Source organism: Mycolicibacterium aurum, assembly GCF_900637195.1.
In the GTDB taxonomy this organism is placed as follows: domain Bacteria; phylum Actinomycetota; class Actinomycetes; order Mycobacteriales; family Mycobacteriaceae; genus Mycobacterium; species Mycobacterium aurum.
The window spans coordinates 3,587,631-3,609,594 of record NZ_LR134356.1 but is presented as its reverse complement, the minus strand read 5'-3'; the positions used below and the strand labels follow the sequence as shown (position 1 = coordinate 3,609,594).

Below are 21,964 nucleotides of genomic sequence, written 5' to 3'. Positions count from 1 at the left end.
ACCTGAGTCACTCTCGGGGTCCAGTATTGCTGAGCATCACAACCAAGTGATTGGGGACGACATGTTCGGATCAGGCCGGCACCGAGAAGGCCGGGGCGTGGTCTGCGCCGTGGCCGTGGCCATGATCGCCACTTTATTGCTCTCGGCCTGCGGGGTGACCCGGGGCGACGAGAGCGGACTGCACCGCCTGCGCATGATGGTGCCCAACAGCCCGGGCGGCGGGTATGACCTCACGGCCCGCACCGCGGTGAAGATCATGGAAGACGACGACATCACCGGCCGCGTTGAGGTGTTCAACGTCATCGGCGCAGGCGGCACCGTCGCGATGGCGCGCTTGATGAACGAGCGCGGCAACGGCGACCTGATGATGATGATGGGGCTCGGCGTCGTCGGCGCCGTCTTCACCAACGGCTCCACGGCCCGCGCCTCGGATGCGACCGCGCTGGCCAAGGTGGTGGAAGAGCAGGAAGGCATCCTGGTTCCCGCCGACTCGCCGTTCAAGACGGTCCAGGATTTCGTCGCCGCCTGGAAGGCCGACACGGCCAAAGTCACTCTCGGCGGCGGATCCAACCCCGGCGGTCCCGATCATCTGTTCCCGATGGAGACCGCCAAAGCTGTCGGCGTCGACCCGACGAAGGTCAACTTCATCTCTTACGACGGCGGCGGCGACCTGCTCACGGCGTTGCTGGGCAACAAGATCGCCGCAGGGACGTCCGGCCTGGGCGAGTACGTCGACCAGATCGAGTCCGGACAGGTGCGCGTGCTCGCGGTGTCCGGCGAGGAGCGGGTCGAGGGAATCGACGCGCCCACCCTCAAGGAGTCCGGCATCGATCTGACCTTCACAAACTGGCGCGGAGTGCTTGCGCCACCGGGCATTTCCGACGAGGACCGCGATGCCATGGTCAAGATCCTCGAGGAACTGCATGCCACCGATGCATGGAAGGAAGCGCTGGTGACCAACGGGTGGACCGATGCCTTCATGACGGGCCCTGACTTCGAGGCCTTCCTCGCCGAACAAGACCAACGCGTCGAGTCGACACTGACGGATCTGGGGCTGGTATGAGCAGCGAACACGTGACTACCGAGGTGGAGTCGGCGGTCGACGAGAAGCCGGACTACGCGCAGTACATCGTCTGTGCGGTCATGGTCGCGGTCGGCGCGTTCCTCCTCTATGACGCGATGACCATGCCGGGCGGATACGCCGAGGTGGATCCCGTCGGGCCGCGGTTCTTTCCGATCATCATCGGGGTGGGCCTGCTCGTGATGGCCGTCGTGTTGGCGGTCGCGATCCCACGCGGGCTCAAGGGGGAGGCCGACGCGGGCGAGGACATCGATCCCGACATGCCCAGCGACTGGCGCACCGTCGGGCTCCTCGTCGGGCTGTTCGTGCTGTTGATCGTGCTCGTTGAACCGCTCGGCTGGACGATTGCCAGCGCGTTGTTCTTCGGTGGCTGCGCAACCGTTCTCGGAAGCCGGCATTACGTCCGCAACTTCGCGATCGGTGCGGTGCTGGGTGTCGCCAGCTTCTACGCGTTCTACTCCGGGCTCGGAATCCCGCTGCCCGCAGGCATCTTGGATGGGATTCTGTAGATGGAGAACTTCGACTGGCTCCTGCAGGGGTTCGCCGAGGCGGCGACTCCGACCAACCTCATGTACGCCGTGATCGGTGTGTTGCTCGGCACCGCGGTCGGCGTGCTGCCGGGCATCGGCCCGGCGATGACGGTCGCGCTGCTGCTGCCGATCACCTACAACGTCAGCCCCAGTGCCGCGTTCATCATGTTCGCCGGCATCTTCTACGGCGGCATGTACGGCGGCTCGACGACATCGATCCTGTTGAACACGCCCGGAGAGTCCTCGTCGGTGATCACCGCCTTGGAGGGCAACAAGATGGCCAAGGCCGGACGAGCCGCCCAGGCGCTCGCGACGGCGGCCATCGGGTCGTTCGTCGCCGGCGCCATCGGCACCACGCTGTTGGCCGCGTTCGCCCCGGCAATCTCCCGATTCGCGGTCACCCTCGGTGCACCTTCCTATCTCGCGATCATGTTGTTCGCCCTCGTCGCCGTGACCGCGGTGCTCGGCTCGTCGAAGATGCGCGGAGTGATCTCACTGCTTCTCGGTCTGGCGATCGGAATCGTCGGCATCGACTCGCTGACAGGTCAGCCGCGCGCCACGTTCGGTCTGCCGCTGCTCTCCGACGGCATCGACATCGTGGTCATCGCGGTCGCGGTGTTCGCACTGGGCGAAGCACTGTGGGTCGCGGCGCATCTGCGGCGCCGTCCCGCCGAGGTCATCCCGGTGGGCCGGCCGTGGATGGGTAAGGAGGACTGGAAGCGGTCCTGGAAGCCGTGGCTGCGCGGCACGGCCTACGGGTTCCCGTTCGGCGCGCTGCCCGCCGGCGGTGCCGAGCTGCCGACCTTCCTGAGCTACATCACCGAGAAGAAGCTGACCAAGCATCCCGAAGAGTTCGGCAAGGGCGCGATCGAAGGCGTCGCCGGCCCCGAGGCGGCCAACAATGCCTCGGCCGCAGGCACTTTGGTGCCGATGCTGTCGCTCGGCCTGCCGACCAATGCCACCGCCGCGGTGATGCTGACGGCCTTCGTGTCCTACGGGATCCAGCCCGGACCCACGCTGTTCGACAAGGAACCCCTGCTGATCTGGACCCTGATCGCGAGCCTATTCATCGGGAACTTCCTGCTCCTTGCGCTGAACCTGCCGTTGGCGCCGCTCTGGGCGAAGCTGCTGCGTACGCCGCGGCCGTACCTGTACGCCGGGATCCTGTTCTTCGCCACACTCGGCGCGTTCGCAGTCAACCTGCAGCCCCTTGATCTCGTGCTGCTGCTCATCTTCGGGCTGATGGGCCTGATGATGCGCCGCTTCGGGCTGCCCGTGCTGCCCTTGATCATCGGCGTGATCCTCGGACCGCGGATCGAACGTCAGCTGCGGCAGAGCCTGCAGCTCGGCAGCGGGGAATGGGGCAGCCTGTACACCGAACCGGTGGCGATCATCACCTACGTGCTGATGGCGTTGTTGCTGCTGGCGCCTCTGGTGCTGCGGCTCATGCACCGCAGCGAGGAAAGCCTGTTGATCGTCGAGGACGACAAGGACCAGAAAGCGAAGGCGTCGCAGTCATGATCGTTGTCGGATACACCGCGGACGCCTTCGGACACGCCGCACTCGAGCACGGCATCTCCGAGGCCAAGCTCCGCGACACCAGCCTGTTGGTGATCAACGCGACGTCGGGGGAGTCATATGTCGACCCGCGCTTCGCGGGCGAGTCCGAGGTGCACGACGTCGAAGGCCGGCTCGCCGAGTGTGGTGTGGCGTTCGAGATCATCCAGCCGTTCGGGGTCGACCCGGCCGACGAGCTGCTCACCGCGATGGAGCGCGCGGATGCGACCCTGTTGGTGGTCGGCATCCGGCACCGCAACCCGGTCGGCAAACTGCTGCTCGGTAGCGTCGCGCAGAAGCTGATCCTGGAGTGCCCGAAGCCGGTGCTGGCGGTGAAGCCGCAGGAGTGATCGCCGGCGGTGTGACAGTCTGAGGGCATGGGAAGGTACGCAGGCGCTTTCGGGCCGCACGCCCCGGAAGCCACCTATGTCGCGCACGAATACCCCGAACAGCTCTTCGACACAGGTGAGGTGACGCTGAACTACGCCGTCGCCGGGGACGAAAGCCGCCCTCCGCTGTTGCTCATCCCCGGCCAGTCCGAGTCGTGGTGGGGGTATGAGGCCGCGATGCCGCTGTTGGCCGAACATTTCCACGTCCACGCTGTCGATCTGCGCGGGCAGGGACGCTCGACGCGGACGCCGCACCGGTACACACTCGACAACGTCGGCAATGACCTCGTCCGGTTTCTCGACGGGGTGGTCGGGCGGCCCGCGTTCATCAGTGGGCTGTCGTCCGGGGGTCTGGCCAGTGCGTGGCTGTCGGCCTACGCCAAGCCCGGCCAGGTGATCGCCGCGTGCTACGAGGATCCGCCGTTCTTCAGTGCGGAGACCCACCCGCAGGTGGGTCCCGCCGTCACCGACAGCATCGGGCCGCTGTTCGGAATGTGGGCCAACTATCTGGGCGATCAGTGGAGTGTCGGCGACTGGGACGGCTTCGTCGACGCGGTGCCGCGTGAACTCGCCGACTGGCAGGTGCACGTCGCCCTGGTCGTGGGCACCGCGGAACCGTCGCAGAACCTCCGCGAGTACGACCCCGAGTGGGGAAAGGCCTTCATCACCGGTTCATTCGCGGCGAGTTGCCCCCACCACGTGATGCTGAGCCACGTCAAGGTTCCCGTGCTGTTCACCCATCACTTCCGCATGATCGACGAGGCTTCGGGAGGGTTGATCGGTGCCTGCGCCGACCCGCAGGCCGAGCGGGTCGTCCAGCTGGTTCGGGACGCGGGACCGTCCATCACCTATCGATCGTTTCCGATGATGGGCCACTCGATGCACGGTCAGGACCCGACGTTGTTCGCCGACACCATCGTGGAGTGGTTCTCCGGATTCACGCGCTGACGAGGTCCATCTCGCCGGGGTTCGCGCCGCCGATCGGCTGCGAGACGAAGCTCTTGGTGGTCAGCGGCCCGCCGAACTGCTGGAGCAGCCCGCCTTCGGCATTGCGCCCGAGATCGATCGGTTCGAAACCGAACTGTGAAATCAGATGAGCTACCGTGGCATTTGCGTCCGGATGGTTGCCCGAGACGAAAAGCGCACGCTTGCCGCCGTTCCCGTCGCCCGGCTCGCGGGCCAGCACCTTGGCCCAGGTGTGGCCGAATGCCTTCACCACCCGGGCCCCGGCCGCCCATTCGCCGACGAGGTCCGAGGACGCGGTGCCGCCCAGATCGGCGGGGGAGAAGTCGGTGTAGTCGATCGCGTTGGTGGCGTCGACGACGATCCTGCCCTGCCAGTCCGCGATGCGGCCCACCAGTTCCTGGACCGCCTCGAACGGGACCGCCAGGATGACGATGTCGGCGTCGAGCGCGTCGTCCACCTCGACGGGCGTCACCGCCGGCCCGGTCCGGGACGCGATGTCGCCCAGCGCCTGCACGCCCCGCGACGCGGCCAGTCCGACTTCGATACCGGTCCGGGCGAAGTGGCCGGCGACCGCGGTGCCGATGTTTCCCGCACCGATGATGGCGTACTGCATGGCGTGCTCCTCAGTTCGACGACTACGTGATACGTCACCTAACTCGAGAAGTGCGGCCAGTATTCCTCACAGCGTGACGCGGATTGTCCCGTCGACTGCCTCGACCGGATAACTGCGCACCGACATGTCGGCGCCGGAAACCTCACTACCGGTGCACAGGTCGAAGGTGTGGTTGTGCAACGGGCAGACGATCACCCGGTCATCGGCCAGACCGTCGGCGAGCGGGCCACCCCGGTGTGGGCAGACCGCGTCGATTGCGCGCAGCGTGTCATCGCGCAACCGGAACACCGCGATCTGCGTGCCGTCTATCGCGAACGTGCGGCCCTCGCCGACCGGGATCTCGTCCAGCGAGCCGATGTCGATGCTGACTCCGACGCTCATCGGTGTCCTCGGCTCTTCATCGATGGCTCTTCGCCTGACGGCTCATCACTGCGCAAGGTGCTCATCGCACCGGCACCTGGGGGAGCGGCAGCAGCGGCAACGACGACTTGAACTGCCCTACCGACGCCGGTTCGCGGCCGTCCTGCCACGGATCGCGGTAGGCGTCCACCGACTTCTGCATCCTGGCGTCCAGCCCGGCGATGAAGGCGTCGTCGGGCTCGTCGACGAGGACGGCCCGGAGATGGTCGATGCCCACCCGAGGCACCCATTTGTACGTGCGCTCAAGCCAGTTCGCGCTCTCACGGTAGTACTGCAGGAAGCGCCCGGTCAGCGTCATCACGGTCTGCGCATCCTCGACGGTGGCGAGCAGGTCGCCCTTGCGGATATGCGCTCCGGCCGCCCCTCCGACGTAGATCTCCCAGCGGCCTCCGTCCACCGCGACAACCCCGAGGTCCTTGCAGAGCGCCTCCGCGCAGTTGCGTGGGCACCCGGTGACGGCCAGCTTCATCTTCGCCGGGCTGGCCAGCCCCTGGAACCGCTCCTCGATCGCGATTCCCAGCGCTGTCGAGTCGCCGACGCCGTAGCGGCAGAAGTCGCTGCCCACACAGGTTTTCACGGTGCGGAAGCTCTTGCCGTACGCGTAGCCCGACGGCATGTCGAGATCGGCCCAGACCGAGGGCAGGTGCTCCTTGGGCACCCCGAGCAGGTCAATGCGCTGCCCACCGGTCAGCTTGATCATCGGGATCTCATACTTCTCGGCGACATCGGCGATCTTGCGCAGCTGGCCGGCGGTGGTGACACCGCCCTTCATCTGTGGCACCACCGAGAAGGTGCCGTCGCGCTGGATATTGGCGTGGACGCGGTCGTTGATGAAGCGGGCGTCGCGCTCGTCGACGAACTGGTCGGCCCACATCATCTCCAGCAGCGACGCCAGCGCCATCTTCGATCCGGCGTCCTCCTTGCCGTCGGGTGCGAGCGCAGCGAACACCGAGGACACGGAGTGCAGTTCGAGCTCACGGATGTGGTGCATGAGTGTCGGCTTGTCATACGGCACCCCGGGCACGTACCACGACGCAGACGGATCCTCGGTGACGGCGCCCCCGGCCGCCCACTCGACCACCTGGCAGACCAGTTCTTTGCACGAGCCGCACCCCTTGCCGGCCTTGGTCTTTGCCATCACATTGCTGACCGACGTTTCGCCACCCTGTACGCAGGCCACCAACGCGCCCTTGGACACGCCGTTGCAGTTGCAGACCTGGGCGTCGTCGGCCAGCTCGGCGACACCGACACCGACATCCGGCGTGCCGATGTCGAACAGCAACGCGACCCGTTCATCGGGTAGCGGCAGGCCGCTGTCGAACGCCTGGGTCAGGAACGACACCTTGGACACGTCGCCGACAAGGGTTGCGCCCACCAGCTTTCCGTCCCGGATCACGATCGTCTTGTACACGCCGTGCTTGGGTTCGGAGTACTGGACGAACTCGTCGTCGGGATGCTCGGGCGCCTTCACGCCCATCGAGGCGACGTCGACGCCGGCCACCTTGAGTTTCGTGGCCACGCGTGACCCGTGGTAGGCCGCCGCGGCATCGGCTCCGGTGAGGTGGTCGGCGAGCACTCTGGCCTGTTCCCACAGTGGTGCCACCAGGCCGTACACCTGCCCGCGATGCTGGGCGCACTCGCCGACGACATACACGTCGTCGTCGTCCACCGAACGCATGTGGTCGTCGGTGACGATCGCACGCTCGACGGTCAGCCCCGCGCGTTGCGCCAGACCGATATTGGGTCGGATGCCCGCCGCGATCACCAGCATGTCGCAGTCCAGGCGTGTCCCGTCGGAGAAGACGATCCCTTCGAGTCTGCCGTCGTCGCGGACGATCACCTCGGTGGTGCGCCTCTCGGTGTGCACACCGATTCCCAGATCTTCCACCGACTTACGCAGGATGGCGCCCGCCGGGTCGTCGAGTTGAGCGTTCATCAGAGTCGGCCCGGCATGGACGACGTCGACGGTCATCCCGCGGCTCTGCAGCCCGCGCGCGGCTTCCAGACCGAGCAGCCCACCGCCGATCACGACCGCCTTCGTGCGGTTGGCCGCCTCGGCGATCATCGTCGCCGTGTCGTCGAGCGTGCGGAATCCGAAGACACCGTCCGCCAGCGTCTTGTCGTCGGACCACAGGCCCGCCATCGGGGGAAAGAACGAGCGGCTGCCGGTCGCCAGGATCACCTTGTCGTAGTGCAGTGTGGTCCCGTCATCGGCGTGCACCAGGTGCGCGAAGGTGTCGATGCGGACCACCCGCACACCTGCGCGCAGATCGATCCCGTTGTCCGCATACCAGTCGAGGGTGTTGAGGTAGATCTCGGTCGGGTCATCGACTCCGGCGAGCACGTTGGAGAGCAGAATCCGGTTGTAATTACCGTACGGTTCGTCGCCGAAGACGGTGATCTCAAAGTGGTCCCGCCCGCCCCTCGCGATGATCTCCTCGAGGGCGCGGATACCGGCCATACCGTTGCCGACGACCACAAGATGCTGGGCCATCAGAATTCTCGGCTTGTCGCGCAGGCGCTCATCACTAGAACTCCACCAGGCCGAGGTCGACGATCACGGTCCCGGTCACCCCGTCCGGCGCCGCGACGTAGAGCTCAAGGACGGTGTCGGCGAGCAGATCCTCCACCACCCGCAACGCCACGTGAGTGGCGCCCTTGGCCGCGATCGGGAAGTACCGCATCGGCGTGCCGTCACGGAACAACACCACGGTGACCATCTGCTTCGTCGAGTTGCCACCCCGGAAGTACACGGGTTGGGTGGTGGCTCCAGGGGGCACGACGTAGCGAAGCGAGTCGTCCAGCGGCACGGGCTTGTCGTACCCGCCGCCGGCGAATTCGTAGGCGCCCTGCAGGAAACGGGGACTGCTTCCGTCGGACATCAGTACTCCTCGCGCAAGCGCTCGTCGGTCATGCCCCGAAGCTATGAGCACGTTGTTTCGAGTTCGTTTCCCGAGCGAGTCGGACGTGGATCCCCCTGATCACCGTCCCAACCCCTCACTGTGAGCTGCCCTGCGGTGTGAGGGTGAGTTTTCACGGGGGTCATCGACGTGCAATGGGTGCGGAATGCCCTGGCAGTTGACTTCCACCATGGCAATCAGCGCGACTCCGGCGGCGGCCCGCACACGCGATATCGAACATTGGGACCCCGAAGACGTCGAGGCGTGGGAAGGCACCGGCGGCGGGGTCCCCGGAAAGGCGGTGGCGAAGCGGAATCTGATCTGGTCGATCGTCGCCGAGCACGTCGGCTTCTCGGTGTGGTCGATCTGGTCGGTCATGGTGCTGTTCATGCCGCAGGACGTCTACGGCATCGACGCCGCAGGCAAGTTCTACCTGGTCGCGGTGCCCACCCTGGTCGGGGCGTTCATGCGGATCCCGTACACGATCGCCCCCGCCAAGTTCGGTGGCCGCAATTGGACGATCGTCAGCGCGCTGCTGCTGCTCATCCCGACGGTGCTGGCGCTGTACTTCATGAAGAACCCCGCCTCCTACACCACCTACATGGTGGTGGCCGCCTTTGCGGGCCTCGGCGGCGGAAACTTCGCCTCCTCGATGACCAACATCAACGCGTTCTACCCGCAGCGGCTCAAGGGGTGGGCGCTGGGTCTCAATGCCGGCGGCGGGAACATCGGTGTGCCCGTCATCCAGCTCATCGGCCTGCTCGTCATCGCGACGCTGGGCAACACCCGCCCCGAGATCGTCTGTGCCATTTACCTTGTCGCGATCAGTGTCGCCGCCGTCGGCGCCGCCGTGTACATGGACAACCTGCGCAACCAGAAGTCGAACTTCGGTGCGCTCGTGGAGGCCATGCGCTTCAAGCACTCCTGGGTGATGAGCTTTCTGTACATCGGCACCTTCGGCTCCTTCATCGGCTTCTCGTTCGCGTTCGGTCAGGTGCTGCAGATCAACTACCTCGCAGGCGGGGACACGCCCGCACAGGCCTCGCTGCACGCTGCGCAGATCGCGTTCCTCGGGCCGCTTCTCGGCTCGATCTCCCGGCCGTTCGGCGGCAAGCTCGCCGACCGTGTCGGCGGAGGCAAGATCACGCTCTACGTGTTCGTCGCGATGATGTTCGCCGCAGGAATACTCGTGGGGACCGGGGTCCTGGACGACGGAGCGGCAGGTGCGCCCACCGGCGCGCAGATGATCGGCTACGTTGCCGGGTTCATACTGCTGTTCATCCTGTCCGGGCTGGGTAACGGATCGACCTACAAGATGATCCCGTCGATCTTCGAAGCCAAGGCCCAGAGCCGCGACGACCTCAGCCGCGACGAGAAGGCGGCGTGGTCTCGCGCGATGTCGGGGGCGTTGATCGGATTTGCCGGCGCGGTCGGCGCACTCGGCGGCGTGTTCATCAACATCGTGTTGCGGGCCTCCTACGTCGGCGATGCCAAGTCGGCGACCAACGCATTCTGGGTTTTCCTCGCGTTCTACATCGTGTGCGCATTCGTCACCTGGTTCGTGTTCCTGCGGCTGCACGAGCACCGCGCGCATGCCGGAGAGACGATCGGGCGCACGTCCACGCCGGTGCCCACCGGATAGCATGACCCGAACCGCCTGCTCGTACTGCGGGGTCGGGTGCGGAATCTCCGTGGAGACCCGCACCGACCCCGCCACCGGCGTGCCCGTCATCGCCCGGGTGTCCGGAGACAAGTTGCACCCCACCAACTTCGGGCGGCTGTGCACCAAGGGCGCCACGCACGCGGAGATGATGGCCGCAACCGAGGGTCGGTTGACGACGGCGTTGCTGCGGCCCTCCCGCGACGCGGATCCGGTGGCCGCCGACGTCGACGATGCGGTGGCCGAAGCGGGACGGCGGCTGCGGTCGATCATCGACGAGCACGGACCGGACGCGGTGGCGCTCTACGTCTCGGGCCAGATGTCGATCGAGTCGCAGTATCTGGCCACCAAACTGGCCAAGGGCTTCCTGCGCACCATCCACATCGAGTCGAACTCGCGGCTGTGCATGGCCAGTGCCGGAACGGGTTACAAGCAGTCGCTGGGGTCCGACGGCCCGCCCGGCTCGTACACCGACTTCGACTGCACGAACCTGTTCTTCGTCATCGGCTCGAACATGGCCGACTGTCATCCCATTCTCTTCCTGCGGATGGCCGACCGACTCAAGGCGGGCGCCAAGCTGATCGTCGTCGATCCCCGCCGCACCACCACCGCGGAGCGGGCCGACCTCTATCTGGCGATTCGGCCCGGCACCGACCTCGCGCTGCTCAACGGCATCCTGCACCTGCTGGTCGAAAACGGCGCCATCGACCGCGAATTCATCGCCGAGCACACCGAGGGTTGGGAGGCGATGCCGGACTTCCTGGCCGACTACCCGCCCGAACGTGTCGCCGCGATCACCGGGCTCTCCGAGGTCGACATCCGCACCGCGGCGACGATGATCGCCGACGCGGGGGAGTGGATGACCTGCTGGACAGTGGGTTTGAATCAGAGCACGCACGGCACCTGGAGCACCAACGCGATCTGCAACCTGCACCTGGCCACGGGAGCCATCTGCCGCCCCGGCAGTGGTCCGCTGTCACTGACCGGACAACCCAACGCCATGGGCGGACGCGAAATGGGATACATGGGGCCGGGTCTGCCGGGGCAGCGGGCGGTGCTGTCGGCCGACGACCGGGCCTTCGTCGAGCAGCAATGGGAGCTGGAGCCGGGGAGCATCCGCGCGGACGTCGGGCCGGGCACCGTCGAGATGTTCCGGCAGGTGGGCAGTGAGATCAAGGCCGTGTGGATTATCTGCACCAATCCCGTTGTCAGCATGCCCAATCGGGATGTCACCATCGCGGGCCTACACGCGGCTGAGCTGGTGATCACCCAGGACGCCTACGCCGACACTGCGACCAACCGGTACGCCGACATCATCCTGCCCGCCACGCTGTGGGCCGAGGCCGACGCCGTGATGGTCAACTCCGACCGCAACCTGACCCTGATGCAGCAGTCCATCCCGCCCGCGGGCGATGCCCGGCCCGACTGGGAACTGATCTGCGGCGTGGCGCGGCATCTGGGATTCGGCGACCACTTCGACTACAAATCCAGCGACGAGATCTTCGAGGAAATCCGCCGGTTCCACAATCCCCGCACGGGATACGACCTGCGCGGGATCACCTATGAGCGACTCCGCGAGACCCCGGTGCAGTGGCCGTGTCCCCCGGAGGGCAGCCCCGGCGGATCCCGCGACCGCAACCCGATCCGGTACCTCAACGACGGCGTCTCCCAGGATCTGTTCCTCGACGCCGACGGGCACCGGCCGCGGTTGGCGTTCGCGACCCCGTCCCGGCGCGCGATATTCCATCCTCGCCCGCACCTGGATGCCGCCGAGCTACCCGACGACGATTACCCGTTCATTCTCAACACGGGCCGGTTGCAGCATCAGTGGCACACCATGACCAAGACAGGCAGGGTGGCCAAACTCAACAAGCTCAACCCGGGACCATCAATCGAGATCCACCCTGATGATGCTGCAGCGCTGGGGATTTCCGACGGACAGGCGATGGAGATCACGTCGCGGCGCGGTCGTGCACTGTTGCCCGCCGTCATCACCGACCGGGTGCGGCCGGGCAACACCTGGGTGCCGTTCCACTGGAACGACGAGCAGGGCGACGGCCTGACCATCAACGCGGTCACCAGCGACGCCGTCGATCCGGACTCGTTGCAGCCGGAGTTCAAGGTGTGCGCGGTGCGGTTGACACCGCTGCCGGTCGAGTCGGATACGCCGGTTCCGGCGGGCGCGCCCGAGCTCAGCGATGACGAAAGAGTCTATCTGGCCGGTTTTTTCGCGGGAATCGACGACGGCGCCCCAGGCGTTCCGGTGCTGCCCCCCAGTGCGCCGATCGGGGCGCGGGCACGGCTCTGGGTGAACGGGCTGCTCGCCGGGCGCCACTCCCGCCTCGACACCGGCGCGCCGGACGCGGTCACCGAGGCGGGGCCGCTGGTGCTGTGGGCGTCGCAGACCGGCAACGCCGAGGAGCTCGCGGGCAGGCTCGGTGAACGCCTCGGCGGCGCCCGGCTGCGCGCCATGGACGACGTCCAGCTCGCCGACCTGTCCGAGGCCGCCGAGGTGGTAATCGTCACCAGCACTTTCGGCGACGGCGGGCCGCCGGACAACGGGGCCGAATTCTGGGAACGTCTGGAGTCATCCGAAGCGCCGTCGCTGACAGGTCTGCGATACACGGTGCTCGGCATCGGCGACCGGTCCTACGACAATTTCTGCGGGTACGCGAAATCTCTGGACACCCGCCTCGCCGAACTGGGCGCCACCCGGATCCTCGATCGCGCCGAATTCGAGGCCTACGACGACCAGCCCCTGGCGCACTGGGCAGATTCCGTCGTCGACCTGGTTGCCGCACCTGCCACCCCCGCCGTGTCACCGCAGCGCACGGCTGCGGCTGCCCCCGCGGTGTTCACCCGGGCGAATCCGATTTCAGCACCACTGTGCCGGAACATCCGGTTGACACCCGACGGGTCGGGCAAGGAGGTGCGGCAGTTCGGCTTCGACATCAGCGCGCACGACGTCGCGTACTCGGTGGGGGACTCGCTGGGCGTGTGCGTGGTCAACTCCGCGTCCGTGGTCCAAACATGGCTCTCGGCAACCGGTTTCCGTGGCGACGAGGCTGTCGTCGTCGACGGCGTGCAACTCGCGCTTCGGGACGCGCTGACATGGCACTACGACGTCGGAAAAGTGACGTCCAACCTGGTGACGTTCGTCGTTGACCACTGCCGGGAGCCGGGTCTGGCCACACGGCTGCGTAACGACCGCGGCGCGCTCGAGAGGTGGTCGGTCAACCGCAACGGGCTCGACCTGGTGGGCGAGTTCTCGGTACGCGCCGACCCGGAACTGTGGCAGGAGGTGCTGGTTCGGCTGACCCCCAGGCAGTACTCGATCTCGTCGAGCCCGCTGGTCAGCCCGCGCGAAATCCAGCTGACCGTATCGGTGGTGCGGTACCGCGGCCCCGACGGCAGCCTTCGCGGTGGCGTCGCGTCGACCTACCTGGCCGACCTGCCCGACTGCACACCGGTTCCGGTGTTCCTGCAGCGCTCACCGCACTTCCGGCCGCCGCAGGAGCCGCACACGCCGATGATCATGGTCGGGCCGGGCACCGGGATCGCCCCGTTCCGCGGCTTCCTGCAGGAGCGGCGCGCGCTCGGTCACACCGGGCCGAACTGGCTCTTCTTCGGCGACCAGCACCGTGCGCAGAACTTCTACTACGAAGAGGACCTGTTGGACATGGTCGACGACGGCCACCTCAACCGGCTCGATCTTGCCTTCTCCCGCGACCAGCCCCAGCGGGTGTACGTCCAACACAAAATGCTCGACTACGGCGCCGACGTGTGGCGCTGGCTCGACGAGGGCGGCCACTTCTACGTCTGCGGTGACGCAGGCCGCATGGCCCGAGACGTCGACGATGCGCTCACCGACATCATCCGTACGCACGGTGGGATGAGTTCTGAGGACGCGCGCGAGTACAAGCGCGAGATGGTGGCCGAGAAGCGCTACGTGCGCGACGTGTACTGATGCGTCGCCGTCACCGGGACCCGCCGGGGGCCGTCGCGCGCGGGCGCACCGCGACCAGCAGTGCACCCACGACGAACAGGGCCACGGCCACCACCGGGAACCGGCCGTGCGGCGCGAACCCGTTGGCCGAGAGCAGGCTGAGCGCGAGCGCACAGGCGGCGGTCCCGGCATAGAGCAGAGCCTCGGCGATGCCGGGAGCCACGCCCACCGCGAACGTGCGCATCGGCGCGGCGAACAGGCGGCGCTGCCAGGACAGCAGGCACAGCAGTGCGGCCGTCACGACGGCCAGCACCAGCTCCCATTCCAGCCGGGCCAGCCACCAGGCCCCGGAGCCCAGGGGCGGCTGAGGTAGCAGGCCCGCCGGGTATGCGATCACCGTCACGACGATCACCGGAAGCATGTGCCAGAGATAGAGGGCCATCACGTTGTTGTTCGCCACGCCGATGACCTTGGGCCACGCGCCACGGGAGAGTGCGCGGTTCAGCACGGGCACGGCCGCGAAGAGCACACCGATCTGCACCGTCGCCAGGGCCAGCAGCGCGAGCGACGGCGGCGCGGAGTTCTCCACCCGATCGCCGGGGACACCGATCATCGGGATCGGATAGGGGCCCCAGGTGACGAGGACAGGCAGCACCGCAGCGGCCACCACGGCCATCGTGAGCAGTAGACGTCGCCCGAGAAGACCGCTGTGCCAAGCGATTCCGAGCTGATAGATGGCGGCCCAGCAGAAGAAGTAGTTCAGCATCCGGATTTCCTGATGGTCGGTTGCGATGCCGACGGCATCCACGACCACCAGGCACGCCGCCAAGACGGCAGGGACCGCGAGCCCCCAGCGCCGGTGGGCGGCCACCGCGATCGGCGTCAGCGCGACCACCATGAGGTACACCGCCAGGAACCACAGATGCATGGCGACGGCCCAGCCGCCCAGCTCCAGCACCGACCCGTCGATACCGGCCACCCTCAGCACGCCCATCACGATGAGTACGAATGCCGCGTACACCGCGGTAGGGCCGAGCGTGCGGGCGACCCGGCGCCGGATCCACTCCTGTCGGGTCGTCGCACCGTCGCGCCGGCTCCACGACACCGCACTCGCGTAGCCCGCGACCGCGAAGAACACCGGGACCACCTGGAAACCCCAGGTGAGCCACTGCGTCCACGGAAGCAGGACCAGTGGATTGTCCCGGCCGAACTCGCCGTCGCGGTAGGTCATCACCGACAGCAGCCAGTGCCCGATGACGACGATCATCACCGCCGCGGAGCGGTAGAGGTCGAGGGCGACCTCGCGCGGGGGTGTCGACGCTCTGGTGGTGTCCATCGAGAGCCATTGTGAAGGTCGCAGCACCGCAACAGCGGTAGCTGAGAAGAGTGTCCGAGGGGGGACTTGAACCCCCACGCCCGTTAATAGGGCACTAGCACCTCAAGCTAGCGCGTCTGCCATTCCGCCACTCGGACCAGTTCGAAGGCAGCTTAGGTTATCGGATCAGGGTCCCCGGGCCAAAACCGCGGGGCAGCGCTTGTCGACAGGGGCGCGAGGAAAGGGTGGTAGGAAAGGGAACGTGAACCGTCCACTGTCTCCCAGCGACGAGGTCGTCGACCTCGTCAGCACGCTGATCCGGTTCGACACCTCCAACACCGGCGAGCCCGCGACCACCAAGGGCGAGGCCGAATGCGCCCGCTGGGTCGCCGCGCAGCTCGAGGAGGTCGGCTTCACATGCGAGTACATCGAGGCCGGTGCACCGGGACGGGCGAATGTGTTCGCCCGTCTGGAAGGCGCTGACCGCTCCCGCGGCGCCCTCATGCTGCACGGGCACCTCGACGTCGTGCCCGCCGAGGCGGCCGACTGGAGCGTGCACCCGTTCTCAGGCGCCGTCGAGGACGGCTACGTGTGGGGTCGCGGCGCCGTCGACATGAAGGACATGGTCGGCATGATCCTGGCCGTCGCCCGGCACTTCAAACGCTCCGGCATCGTGCCGCCGCGCGATCTGGTGTTCGCCTTCGTCTCCGACGAGGAGGCGGGCGGCAACTACGGCTGCAAATGGCTGGTCGACAACCGCCCCGACCTCTTCGACGGCGTCACCGAGGCCGTCGGGGAGGTCGGCGGGTTCTCGCTGACGGTGCCCCGCCGCGACGGCGGTGAGCGGCGCCTCTATCTCATCGAGACTGCCGAGAAGGCGATGCTGTGGATGCGGCTGACCGCGCGTGCCCGCGCCGGCCATGGCTCGATGGTGCACGACGACAATGCCGTCACCGCCGTGGCCGAGGCGGTGGCAAAGCTGGGGCGGCACCGGTTTCCGATCGTGATGACCGAATCGGTCGAACAGTTCCTCACCGCGGTCGCCGAGGAAACCGGCTACGCCTTCGACCCCGACTCTCCCGACATCGAGGGCACCGTCGCCAAGCTCGGCGGGATCGCCCGGATCGTCGGCGCCACGCTGCGCGACACCGCCAACCCGACGATGCTCAAGGCCGGGTACAAGGCCAACGTCATCCCGGCCACCGCCGAAGCCGTTGTGGACTGCCGGGTACTGCCCGGCAGGTTGGCGGCGTTCGAGCGTGAGGTCGACGAGCTGATCGGCCCCGACGTCAAGCGGGAGTGGATCACCAACCTGCCGTCGTACGAGACCCCGTTCGACGGTGAACTGCTCGAGGCGATGAACAACGCGATCCTGACGGCAGACCCGCAGGCGCGCATTGTGCCGTACATGCTCTCCGGTGGAACCGATGCAAAACACTTCGCCCGCTTGGGCATTCGCTGTTTCGGCTTCGCGCCGCTGAGATTGCCGCCCGAACTGGACTTCGCGGCGTTGTTCCATGGCGTCGACGAGCGGGTACCCGTGGATGCGCTGATGTTCGGCGCGCAGGTGCTGGAGAATTTCCTGCTGCACTCGTGATCGACCAACCGAAAGAAAAAGGAGCGGCCCCCGATGGCGTTTGACTACAACCCCTATGAGTTCCTGCCCGAGCTGCCGACGTTCACCGTGACCTCGGAGTCGTTCGCCGACGGGCAGCCGTGGGGCAACGATCAGGTCAGCGGCATCATGGGAGCAGGCGGCTCGGATGTCTCGCCGCAACTGAGCTGGTCCGGCTTTCCGGAGACCACGCGCAGTTTCGCCGTCACCGTGTATGACCCCGACGCTCCGACGGCGTCCGGTTTCTGGCACTGGGCGGTGTTCAACCTGCCCGCGACCGTCACCGAGCTGCCCGCCGGCGTCGGTGACGGCAGCGCCAGCGGATTTCCCGGTGACGCAGTGACTTTGGCCAACGACGCAGGCTTGAAGCGCTTCATCGGAGCCGCCCCGCCCGCCGGGAACGGCCCGCACCGCTACATCGTCGCCGTGCACGCCGTCGACGTCGAGAAGCTCGACGTGCCTGCCGAGGCCACGCCCGCCTACCTGGGCTTCAACCTGTTCAGCCACGCGATCGCGCGCGCGCTCATTACCGGCACGTACGAGCAGAATTAGCCGCGCGACACACTCGCACCTACTGGGAGCGCGTGGCCGAGCCGACCGCTTCGGTCAGGCTGCGAAATCCGTTCTCGTGCAGGCGGCGTGCGATGCCGTCATGGATGGTCTTGGCCCACAGCCCGCCGCCATACACGAATCCGGTGTATCCCTGAAGCAGGGATGCGCCGGAGACGATGCGCTCCCAGGCATCGTCGGCGGTTTCGATGCCTCCGACGCTGGTCAGCACCAGCCGGTCACCCACGCGCCCGTACAGCCGGCGCAGCACCTCCGCGGAGCGGGCCGCGACGGGAGGCCCGGAGATGCCGCCCGCACCCAGTGCGTCGACCCGTGGCGTGGCCAGGCCGTCGCGCGACACCGTCGTGTTGGTGGCGACGATCCCGGCCAGCCCCAGTTCGACTGCGAGGTCGGCGATGTCGTCGATGTCCTGATCGGCGAGATCGGGCGCGATCTTCACCAGCACCGGCGTCGACGTCTGGGCCAGCACGGCGGTGAGGATGGGGCGCAACGACTCGACCGACTGCAGGTCGCGCAGTCCCGGGGTGTTGGGGGAGCTCACGTTCACGACCAGGTATGCGGCCAACGGTCCCAGGATCCGCGCACTTTCGGCGTAGTCGTCGGCCGCTTTCTCCGGCGGTGTCACCTTGGTCTTGCCGATGTTGACACCGATCGGCACGTCGGAGTGTGCCCGGGTGAGCCGCGATGCCAGCGCACCGGAGCCGTGGTTGTTGAAACCCATACGGTTGAGTAACGCCCGGTCGGCGGGGAGCCGGAACATGCGCGGCGCCGGGTTACCCGGTTGCGCGTGCGCGGTGACGGTCCCCATCTCGGCGTAGCCGAAGCCGAGGGCGCCCCACGTGTGCACGCCGATGCCGTCCTTGTCGAAACCCGCCGCCAGCCCGAGCGGTCCGGGGAAGCGCACCCCGAAGACGGTGCTGGCCAGCACCGGGTCCTGCGGGGCCAGCCGGCCGGCCAGCCGCTTGCGCAGCGGTGCGGGCGTGGTCGCGGCGCGCAGTCCCGCGAACACCACCGTGTGGATACGTTCGGGCGGGACCAGGAACAGCGCCTTACGCAGCGCGGCGTACATCACAACGCCGGCTGGTCCGGACCCGGCAGGGCATCGGCGCGCTTTCGCCGCCGCAGAAGCACCCGGCGCGAGCCGTCGGTGTAGAGCCGCACCCGGGTGAGCTCCCACCCGCGGTACTCAGCCTCGATGGACAACCGGATCGAGGCGTTCACCCGTGTCACATCCGGTGGGAGACGCAGCGGGATCCACTCGTATTCGCCGGAGTCCTCCGCGACCGCCTGGCTCCATGCCGCCGGCATCCGGCCCCGCGAGCCCGCGCTCACTTGGCAGCCCCCTCGATCACCTGAACGCCCCCTCCCGAGCCGGACACCACGTACAGGGTGCCCGACGAGTCGTCGAAGGCAAGTGAGTTCGGTTGCTGCACGGTTCGATATCGCACCTTCTCGACGGGGATCCCGGTCGCCAGATCGTAACCAACGACGGTGTTCGTCGCCGTCTGTGCCACCCACGCGAGCCCGGCCGCGTCGCCGGACCCGGTCAGGCCGTAGGGCGAATCCGGGACGGGGTAGCGCTGACGGAGGATCAGCGGGTTGACGCCGTAGACCAGGAGCTCATCGCCGCGGGTGTCGGCCACCAGTACCCGTCCCTGGGCATCGGCAGCCATCGTGGTGGCGCCCTCACCGGCGCGCAGGGCGTGCTCGGAGCTGGTGCCGTCGCTGTTCAAACTCGTGACCGACGTCTGTCCGCGGTCCAGCACGACCGCCCTGTCGCCCTGTGTGACAACGGCATCGACGCGCGCGAAGATCTTCAGACGCGCGCCGACGGTGGTGTCCGAGGACAGCGTGTAGACGGCCCCGTCTGCGCTGCCCAGTACCAGCCTGCCGTCGGCGCGGCGCGCGATCGCGGTGAAGTCCACGTCGCCCTGGCCGTCGACATCCACCCGGGACACGGCGCCCGTCGCGACATCGAGCCGGAAGTAGCCTCCTCGCGTCGAGAGGAACGCCCGGCCGTCACCGTCGACGGCCAGTGCGGTCGCTGTGGCGTCCAGTTCCACGGTCTTCGGCGGCGCCGTCGCGGCGAGGACGGTGACCACCGAACGGTCGGCCGGCCCGGGGGAGAGCACCAGCAGCGACCTCGTCGACGCGTCGAACGCAGCGGCCTGCCCACCTCCCGGCAGGGGTACGAGCACTCCCGGCAAAGGTTCGGTCGCCGGTGGCGAGGCGGCAGCCTCGGCTGCGGGGATGGTCCGCGGCGGCGCGTCCACAGGATTCGACGAACATCCCGCGATCAGGGCCAGCGCCAGCGCAGCAACCCCGGGACGTACCAGCTGAACTGGCGAAAAGACGTGGCGCAGCAACGGTCGGCTCTCGGGTCGGGTGGGTTGGAATCGTGGCGAAACTGCCAGTCTATGCAACTGACGGGACCCGATCGGCAGTGTCCGGGGCGCCTCGCAGCCCAGACGGCGGTATGGTCCATACCATGACCCTCGCGACAGATAGCGAAGTTACTGGTCAGGCATTCTCCGTAGAGGACATCACCACGGGGGTGCACGCCAGCGGGTTCGGCCAGCTCGGAGACGGGCGCAGCTTTTCTTTCCGCGTGGAGCGCCAGTCACTCGTCGTCGAGATCTACCGTCCCCGCCTTCGCGGCCCGGTACCGCAGGCCGAGGACATCGTGGCCACGGCCACCCGCAAGCTCACCGACATCGACATGACCGATGAGCGCAGCGTGATCGCCACCGTGCGGGACGCCGTCGCCGAAGCGCAGCCGGTTCCGCGTACCGGTCGCTGAGAGCCGCCCGGGCCACCTCACGGTACGGTCGTCGTCGTGACGGGGGTGCCTGAGATGTCGTGGTTGCAGGTCGTCGTCCTGTCGGTCCTGCAGGGCCTCACCGAATTTCTGCCGGTGTCGTCGTCTGGTCACCTGGCCATCGCCTCCCGGGTGTTCTTCACCGACGACGCGGGCGCATCGTTCACCGCGGTCAGCCAGCTCGGCACCGAGGCGGCGGTGCTCGTCTACTTCGCCCGCGACATCGTCCGGATCGTCAAGGCCTGGTTCGCAGGTCTGTTTCGGGCGGGCGATCGCAACGCCGACTACTGGCTGGGCTGGTGGGTGATCATCGGCACCATCCCGATCAGCGTGGTCGGCCTGCTGTTCAAGGACGAGATTCGCACGGGCGCGCGCAATCTCTGGCTGGTGGCCACGGCGATGATCGTGTTCTCGTTCGTCATCGCGGCCGCCGAGTACGTCGGCAGGCAGAGCCGGCAGGTCGAGCAGCTCACGTGGAAGGACAGCGTCATCGTCGGTTTCTCGCAGTGCCTCGCGCTGGTGCCGGGGGTGTCACGGTCGGGAGCGACCATCAGTGCGGGCCTGTTCCTCGGCATGGAGCGTGAGCTCGCCGCGCGGTTCGGATTCCTGCTCGCAATCCCCGCGGTGTTCGCCTCCGGCCTGTTCTCGCTGCCCGATGCGTTCAACCCCTCCGGCGAGGGCATGAGTGCCACCGGCGCCCAGCTGTTCGTCTCCACGGTCATCGCGTTCGTCGTCGGCTTCGCCGCGGTGGCCTGGTTCCTGCGCTTCCTGGTCCGCCACAGCATGTATTGGTTCGTCGGCTACCGCATCATCCTGGGCACCGTGGTCCTGGTTCTGCTCTCGACCGGGGTGGTGGCCGCGCAGTGACGGTTCTGTTGTTGCGGCACGGCCGCTCCACCTCCAACACCGCGCACACCCTCGCCGGCCGATCCGAGGGCGTCGACCTCGACGATCGCGGCCGCGAACAGGCCGCGGCCCTGGTCGAGCGGCTCGGCGACCTGCCTATCCGTGCCATCGTGCGTTCCCCGCTGCTCCGGTGTGAACGCACCGTCGAACCCCTGGCCGCCGCGCTGGGGCTGCAACCCGTCGTCGACGAACGCATCGTCGAGGTCGACTACGGATCCTGGACCGGGCGCACCATCGGCGAACTGGTCAAAGAGCCGCTCTGGGCGGTTGTTCAGCAGCAACCCAGCGCCGCGGTGTTCCCCGAGGGCGAGGGTCTGGCAGCCGTGCAGGCTCGCGCGGTGGCCGCCATCCGGGACCACGACCGGAGGCTGGCCGCCGAACACGGCGCCGACGTGGTGTGGGTGGCGTGCACGCACGGTGACGTCATCAAATCGGTGCTGGCCGATGCCCTCGGCACCCATCTGGACAGCTTCCAGCGCATCAATGCCGACCCGGCGTCGGTCAGCGTCATCCGCTACACCCCGCTCCGACCCTTCGTGATCCACGTCAACCACACGGGCGTGGCGTTGAACTCCACCCTGACCACTCCGCCCGCCCCACCGTCCACCGAGAAGCCGCAGGACGGCGACGTCCCCAGCGGGGACGCGGTCATCGGCGGTTCCACCGAATGACGCTCTC

The 21,964-nt window shown here is 67.5% G+C and carries 20 protein-coding genes and 1 tRNA gene; 12 read left to right on the top strand and 9 right to left on the bottom strand.

Annotated elements, in window-relative coordinates; genetic code table 11:
• Positions 1-121: 121 nt before the first annotated feature.
• The 5 genes from EL337_RS16870 to EL337_RS16850 are packed head-to-tail and all read left to right on the top strand — an operon-like array spanning position 122 to position 4,505.
• On the top strand, positions 122-1,063 hold the full coding sequence (locus EL337_RS16870; protein WP_109860077.1) for a Bug family tripartite tricarboxylate transporter substrate binding protein: 942 nt from the start codon (positions 122-124) through the stop codon (positions 1,061-1,063).
• Positions 1,060-1,590, top strand: coding sequence for a tripartite tricarboxylate transporter TctB family protein (locus tag EL337_RS16865; protein WP_048631715.1), 531 nt, complete (start codon positions 1,060-1,062; stop codon positions 1,588-1,590). Before EL337_RS16870 ends, EL337_RS16865 begins: the two co-directional genes overlap by 4 nt.
• Positions 1,591-3,132, top strand: a complete 1,542-nt coding sequence (locus EL337_RS16860; RefSeq protein ID WP_048631714.1) for a tripartite tricarboxylate transporter permease — start codon at positions 1,591-1,593, stop codon at positions 3,130-3,132.
• Positions 3,129-3,518, top strand: a complete 390-nt coding sequence (locus EL337_RS16855; RefSeq protein ID WP_048631713.1) for a universal stress protein — start codon at positions 3,129-3,131, stop codon at positions 3,516-3,518. The genes EL337_RS16860 and EL337_RS16855 overlap by 4 nt, the downstream gene beginning before the upstream one ends.
• 27 nt (positions 3,519-3,545) lie before the next feature.
• Positions 3,546-4,505 (top strand): alpha/beta fold hydrolase, encoded by a 960-nt coding sequence (locus tag EL337_RS16850; RefSeq protein WP_048631712.1) that lies wholly within the window; start codon positions 3,546-3,548, stop codon positions 4,503-4,505.
• On the opposite strand, the gene EL337_RS16845 is transcribed toward EL337_RS16850, so the two are convergent.
• The 4 genes from EL337_RS16845 to EL337_RS16830 form a co-directional block, all read right to left on the bottom strand.
• A complete protein-coding gene (locus tag EL337_RS16845) occupies positions 4,495-5,136 on the bottom strand; it encodes an NADPH-dependent F420 reductase (RefSeq protein ID WP_048631711.1) in 642 nt (213 codons plus the stop codon). The genes EL337_RS16850 and EL337_RS16845 overlap by 11 nt on opposite strands.
• Before the next feature lie 66 nt (positions 5,137-5,202).
• Positions 5,203-5,517 (bottom strand): nitrite reductase small subunit NirD, encoded by a 315-nt coding sequence (gene nirD / locus EL337_RS16840; protein WP_048631710.1) that lies wholly within the window; start codon positions 5,515-5,517, stop codon positions 5,203-5,205.
• A 61-nt stretch (positions 5,518-5,578) separates the two neighbouring features.
• Positions 5,579-8,050 carry a nitrite reductase large subunit NirB gene (gene nirB, locus EL337_RS16835; protein ID WP_048631709.1) on the bottom strand — a complete coding sequence of 824 codons (2,472 nt, stop codon included), beginning with the start codon at positions 8,048-8,050 and terminating at the stop codon, positions 5,579-5,581.
• A 34-nt stretch (positions 8,051-8,084) separates the two neighbouring features.
• Positions 8,085-8,438 carry a hypothetical protein gene (locus EL337_RS16830; protein WP_048631708.1) on the bottom strand — a complete coding sequence of 118 codons (354 nt, stop codon included), beginning with the start codon at positions 8,436-8,438 and terminating at the stop codon, positions 8,085-8,087.
• A gap of 208 nt (positions 8,439-8,646) precedes the next feature.
• Between EL337_RS16830 and EL337_RS16825 the strand changes: the two genes are divergently transcribed.
• Positions 8,647-10,098 (top strand): nitrate/nitrite transporter, encoded by a 1,452-nt coding sequence (locus EL337_RS16825; protein WP_048631866.1) that lies wholly within the window; start codon positions 8,647-8,649, stop codon positions 10,096-10,098.
• A 1-nt stretch (position 10,099) separates the two neighbouring features.
• Positions 10,100-14,083, top strand: coding sequence for a bifunctional nitrate reductase/sulfite reductase flavoprotein subunit alpha (locus tag EL337_RS16820; protein ID WP_048631707.1), 3,984 nt, complete (start codon positions 10,100-10,102; stop codon positions 14,081-14,083).
• 10 nt (positions 14,084-14,093) lie between these two features.
• On the opposite strand, the gene EL337_RS16815 is transcribed toward EL337_RS16820, so the two are convergent.
• Both EL337_RS16815 and EL337_RS16810 read right to left on the bottom strand, forming a co-directional pair.
• The gene (locus EL337_RS16815) at positions 14,094-15,398 is read right to left on the bottom strand and encodes an acyltransferase family protein (RefSeq protein WP_048631706.1); all 1,305 of its coding nucleotides are present in this window, start codon (positions 15,396-15,398) and stop codon (positions 14,094-14,096) included.
• A 51-nt stretch (positions 15,399-15,449) separates the two neighbouring features.
• Positions 15,450-15,535: transfer RNA gene (locus tag EL337_RS16810), tRNA-Leu, on the bottom strand.
• Between the two features lie 104 nt (positions 15,536-15,639).
• On the opposite strand from EL337_RS16810, the gene EL337_RS16805 reads away from it, so the two are divergent.
• Together EL337_RS16805 and EL337_RS16800 are read left to right on the top strand one after the other, a co-directional pair.
• Positions 15,640-16,974, top strand: coding sequence for a M20/M25/M40 family metallo-hydrolase (locus EL337_RS16805; protein ID WP_048631705.1), 1,335 nt, complete (start codon positions 15,640-15,642; stop codon positions 16,972-16,974).
• 33 nt (positions 16,975-17,007) lie between these two features.
• Positions 17,008-17,544 carry a YbhB/YbcL family Raf kinase inhibitor-like protein gene (locus EL337_RS16800; RefSeq protein WP_048631704.1) on the top strand — a complete coding sequence of 179 codons (537 nt, stop codon included), beginning with the start codon at positions 17,008-17,010 and terminating at the stop codon, positions 17,542-17,544.
• 19 nt (positions 17,545-17,563) lie between these two features.
• On the opposite strand, the gene EL337_RS16795 is transcribed toward EL337_RS16800, so the two are convergent.
• Genes EL337_RS16795 through EL337_RS16785 form a run of 3 tightly spaced genes read right to left on the bottom strand, consistent with a single transcriptional unit; the run spans position 17,564 to position 19,928 of the window.
• Entirely contained in the window at positions 17,564-18,631 is a 1,068-nt protein-coding gene (locus EL337_RS16795) for a quinone-dependent dihydroorotate dehydrogenase (RefSeq protein WP_048631703.1), read from the bottom strand.
• Positions 18,631-18,870, bottom strand: a complete 240-nt coding sequence (locus EL337_RS16790) for a DUF5703 family protein (protein ID WP_083443037.1) — start codon at positions 18,868-18,870, stop codon at positions 18,631-18,633. Before EL337_RS16790 ends, EL337_RS16795 begins: the two co-directional genes overlap by 1 nt.
• Positions 18,871-18,890: 20 nt before the next feature.
• A complete protein-coding gene (locus EL337_RS16785) occupies positions 18,891-19,928 on the bottom strand; it encodes an NHL repeat-containing protein (RefSeq protein ID WP_083443029.1) in 1,038 nt (345 codons plus the stop codon).
• A 122-nt stretch (positions 19,929-20,050) separates the two neighbouring features.
• Here EL337_RS16785 and EL337_RS16780 point away from each other — a divergent pair, with 122 nt between their 5' ends.
• From EL337_RS16780 to EL337_RS16770, 3 genes are read left to right on the top strand one after another with little or no spacing between them, the layout of a single operon-like run.
• The gene (locus tag EL337_RS16780) at positions 20,051-20,362 is read left to right on the top strand and encodes a hypothetical protein (RefSeq protein ID WP_048631864.1); all 312 of its coding nucleotides are present in this window, start codon (positions 20,051-20,053) and stop codon (positions 20,360-20,362) included.
• A gap of 54 nt (positions 20,363-20,416) precedes the next feature.
• The gene (locus EL337_RS16775; RefSeq protein WP_048631701.1) at positions 20,417-21,247 is read left to right on the top strand and encodes an undecaprenyl-diphosphate phosphatase; all 831 of its coding nucleotides are present in this window, start codon (positions 20,417-20,419) and stop codon (positions 21,245-21,247) included.
• Positions 21,244-21,957: a histidine phosphatase family protein gene (locus EL337_RS16770; RefSeq protein WP_048631700.1), complete on the top strand. Its 714-nt coding sequence runs from the start codon at positions 21,244-21,246 to the stop codon at positions 21,955-21,957. Before EL337_RS16775 ends, EL337_RS16770 begins: the two co-directional genes overlap by 4 nt.
• The last annotated feature ends 7 nt before the right edge of the window (positions 21,958-21,964 follow it).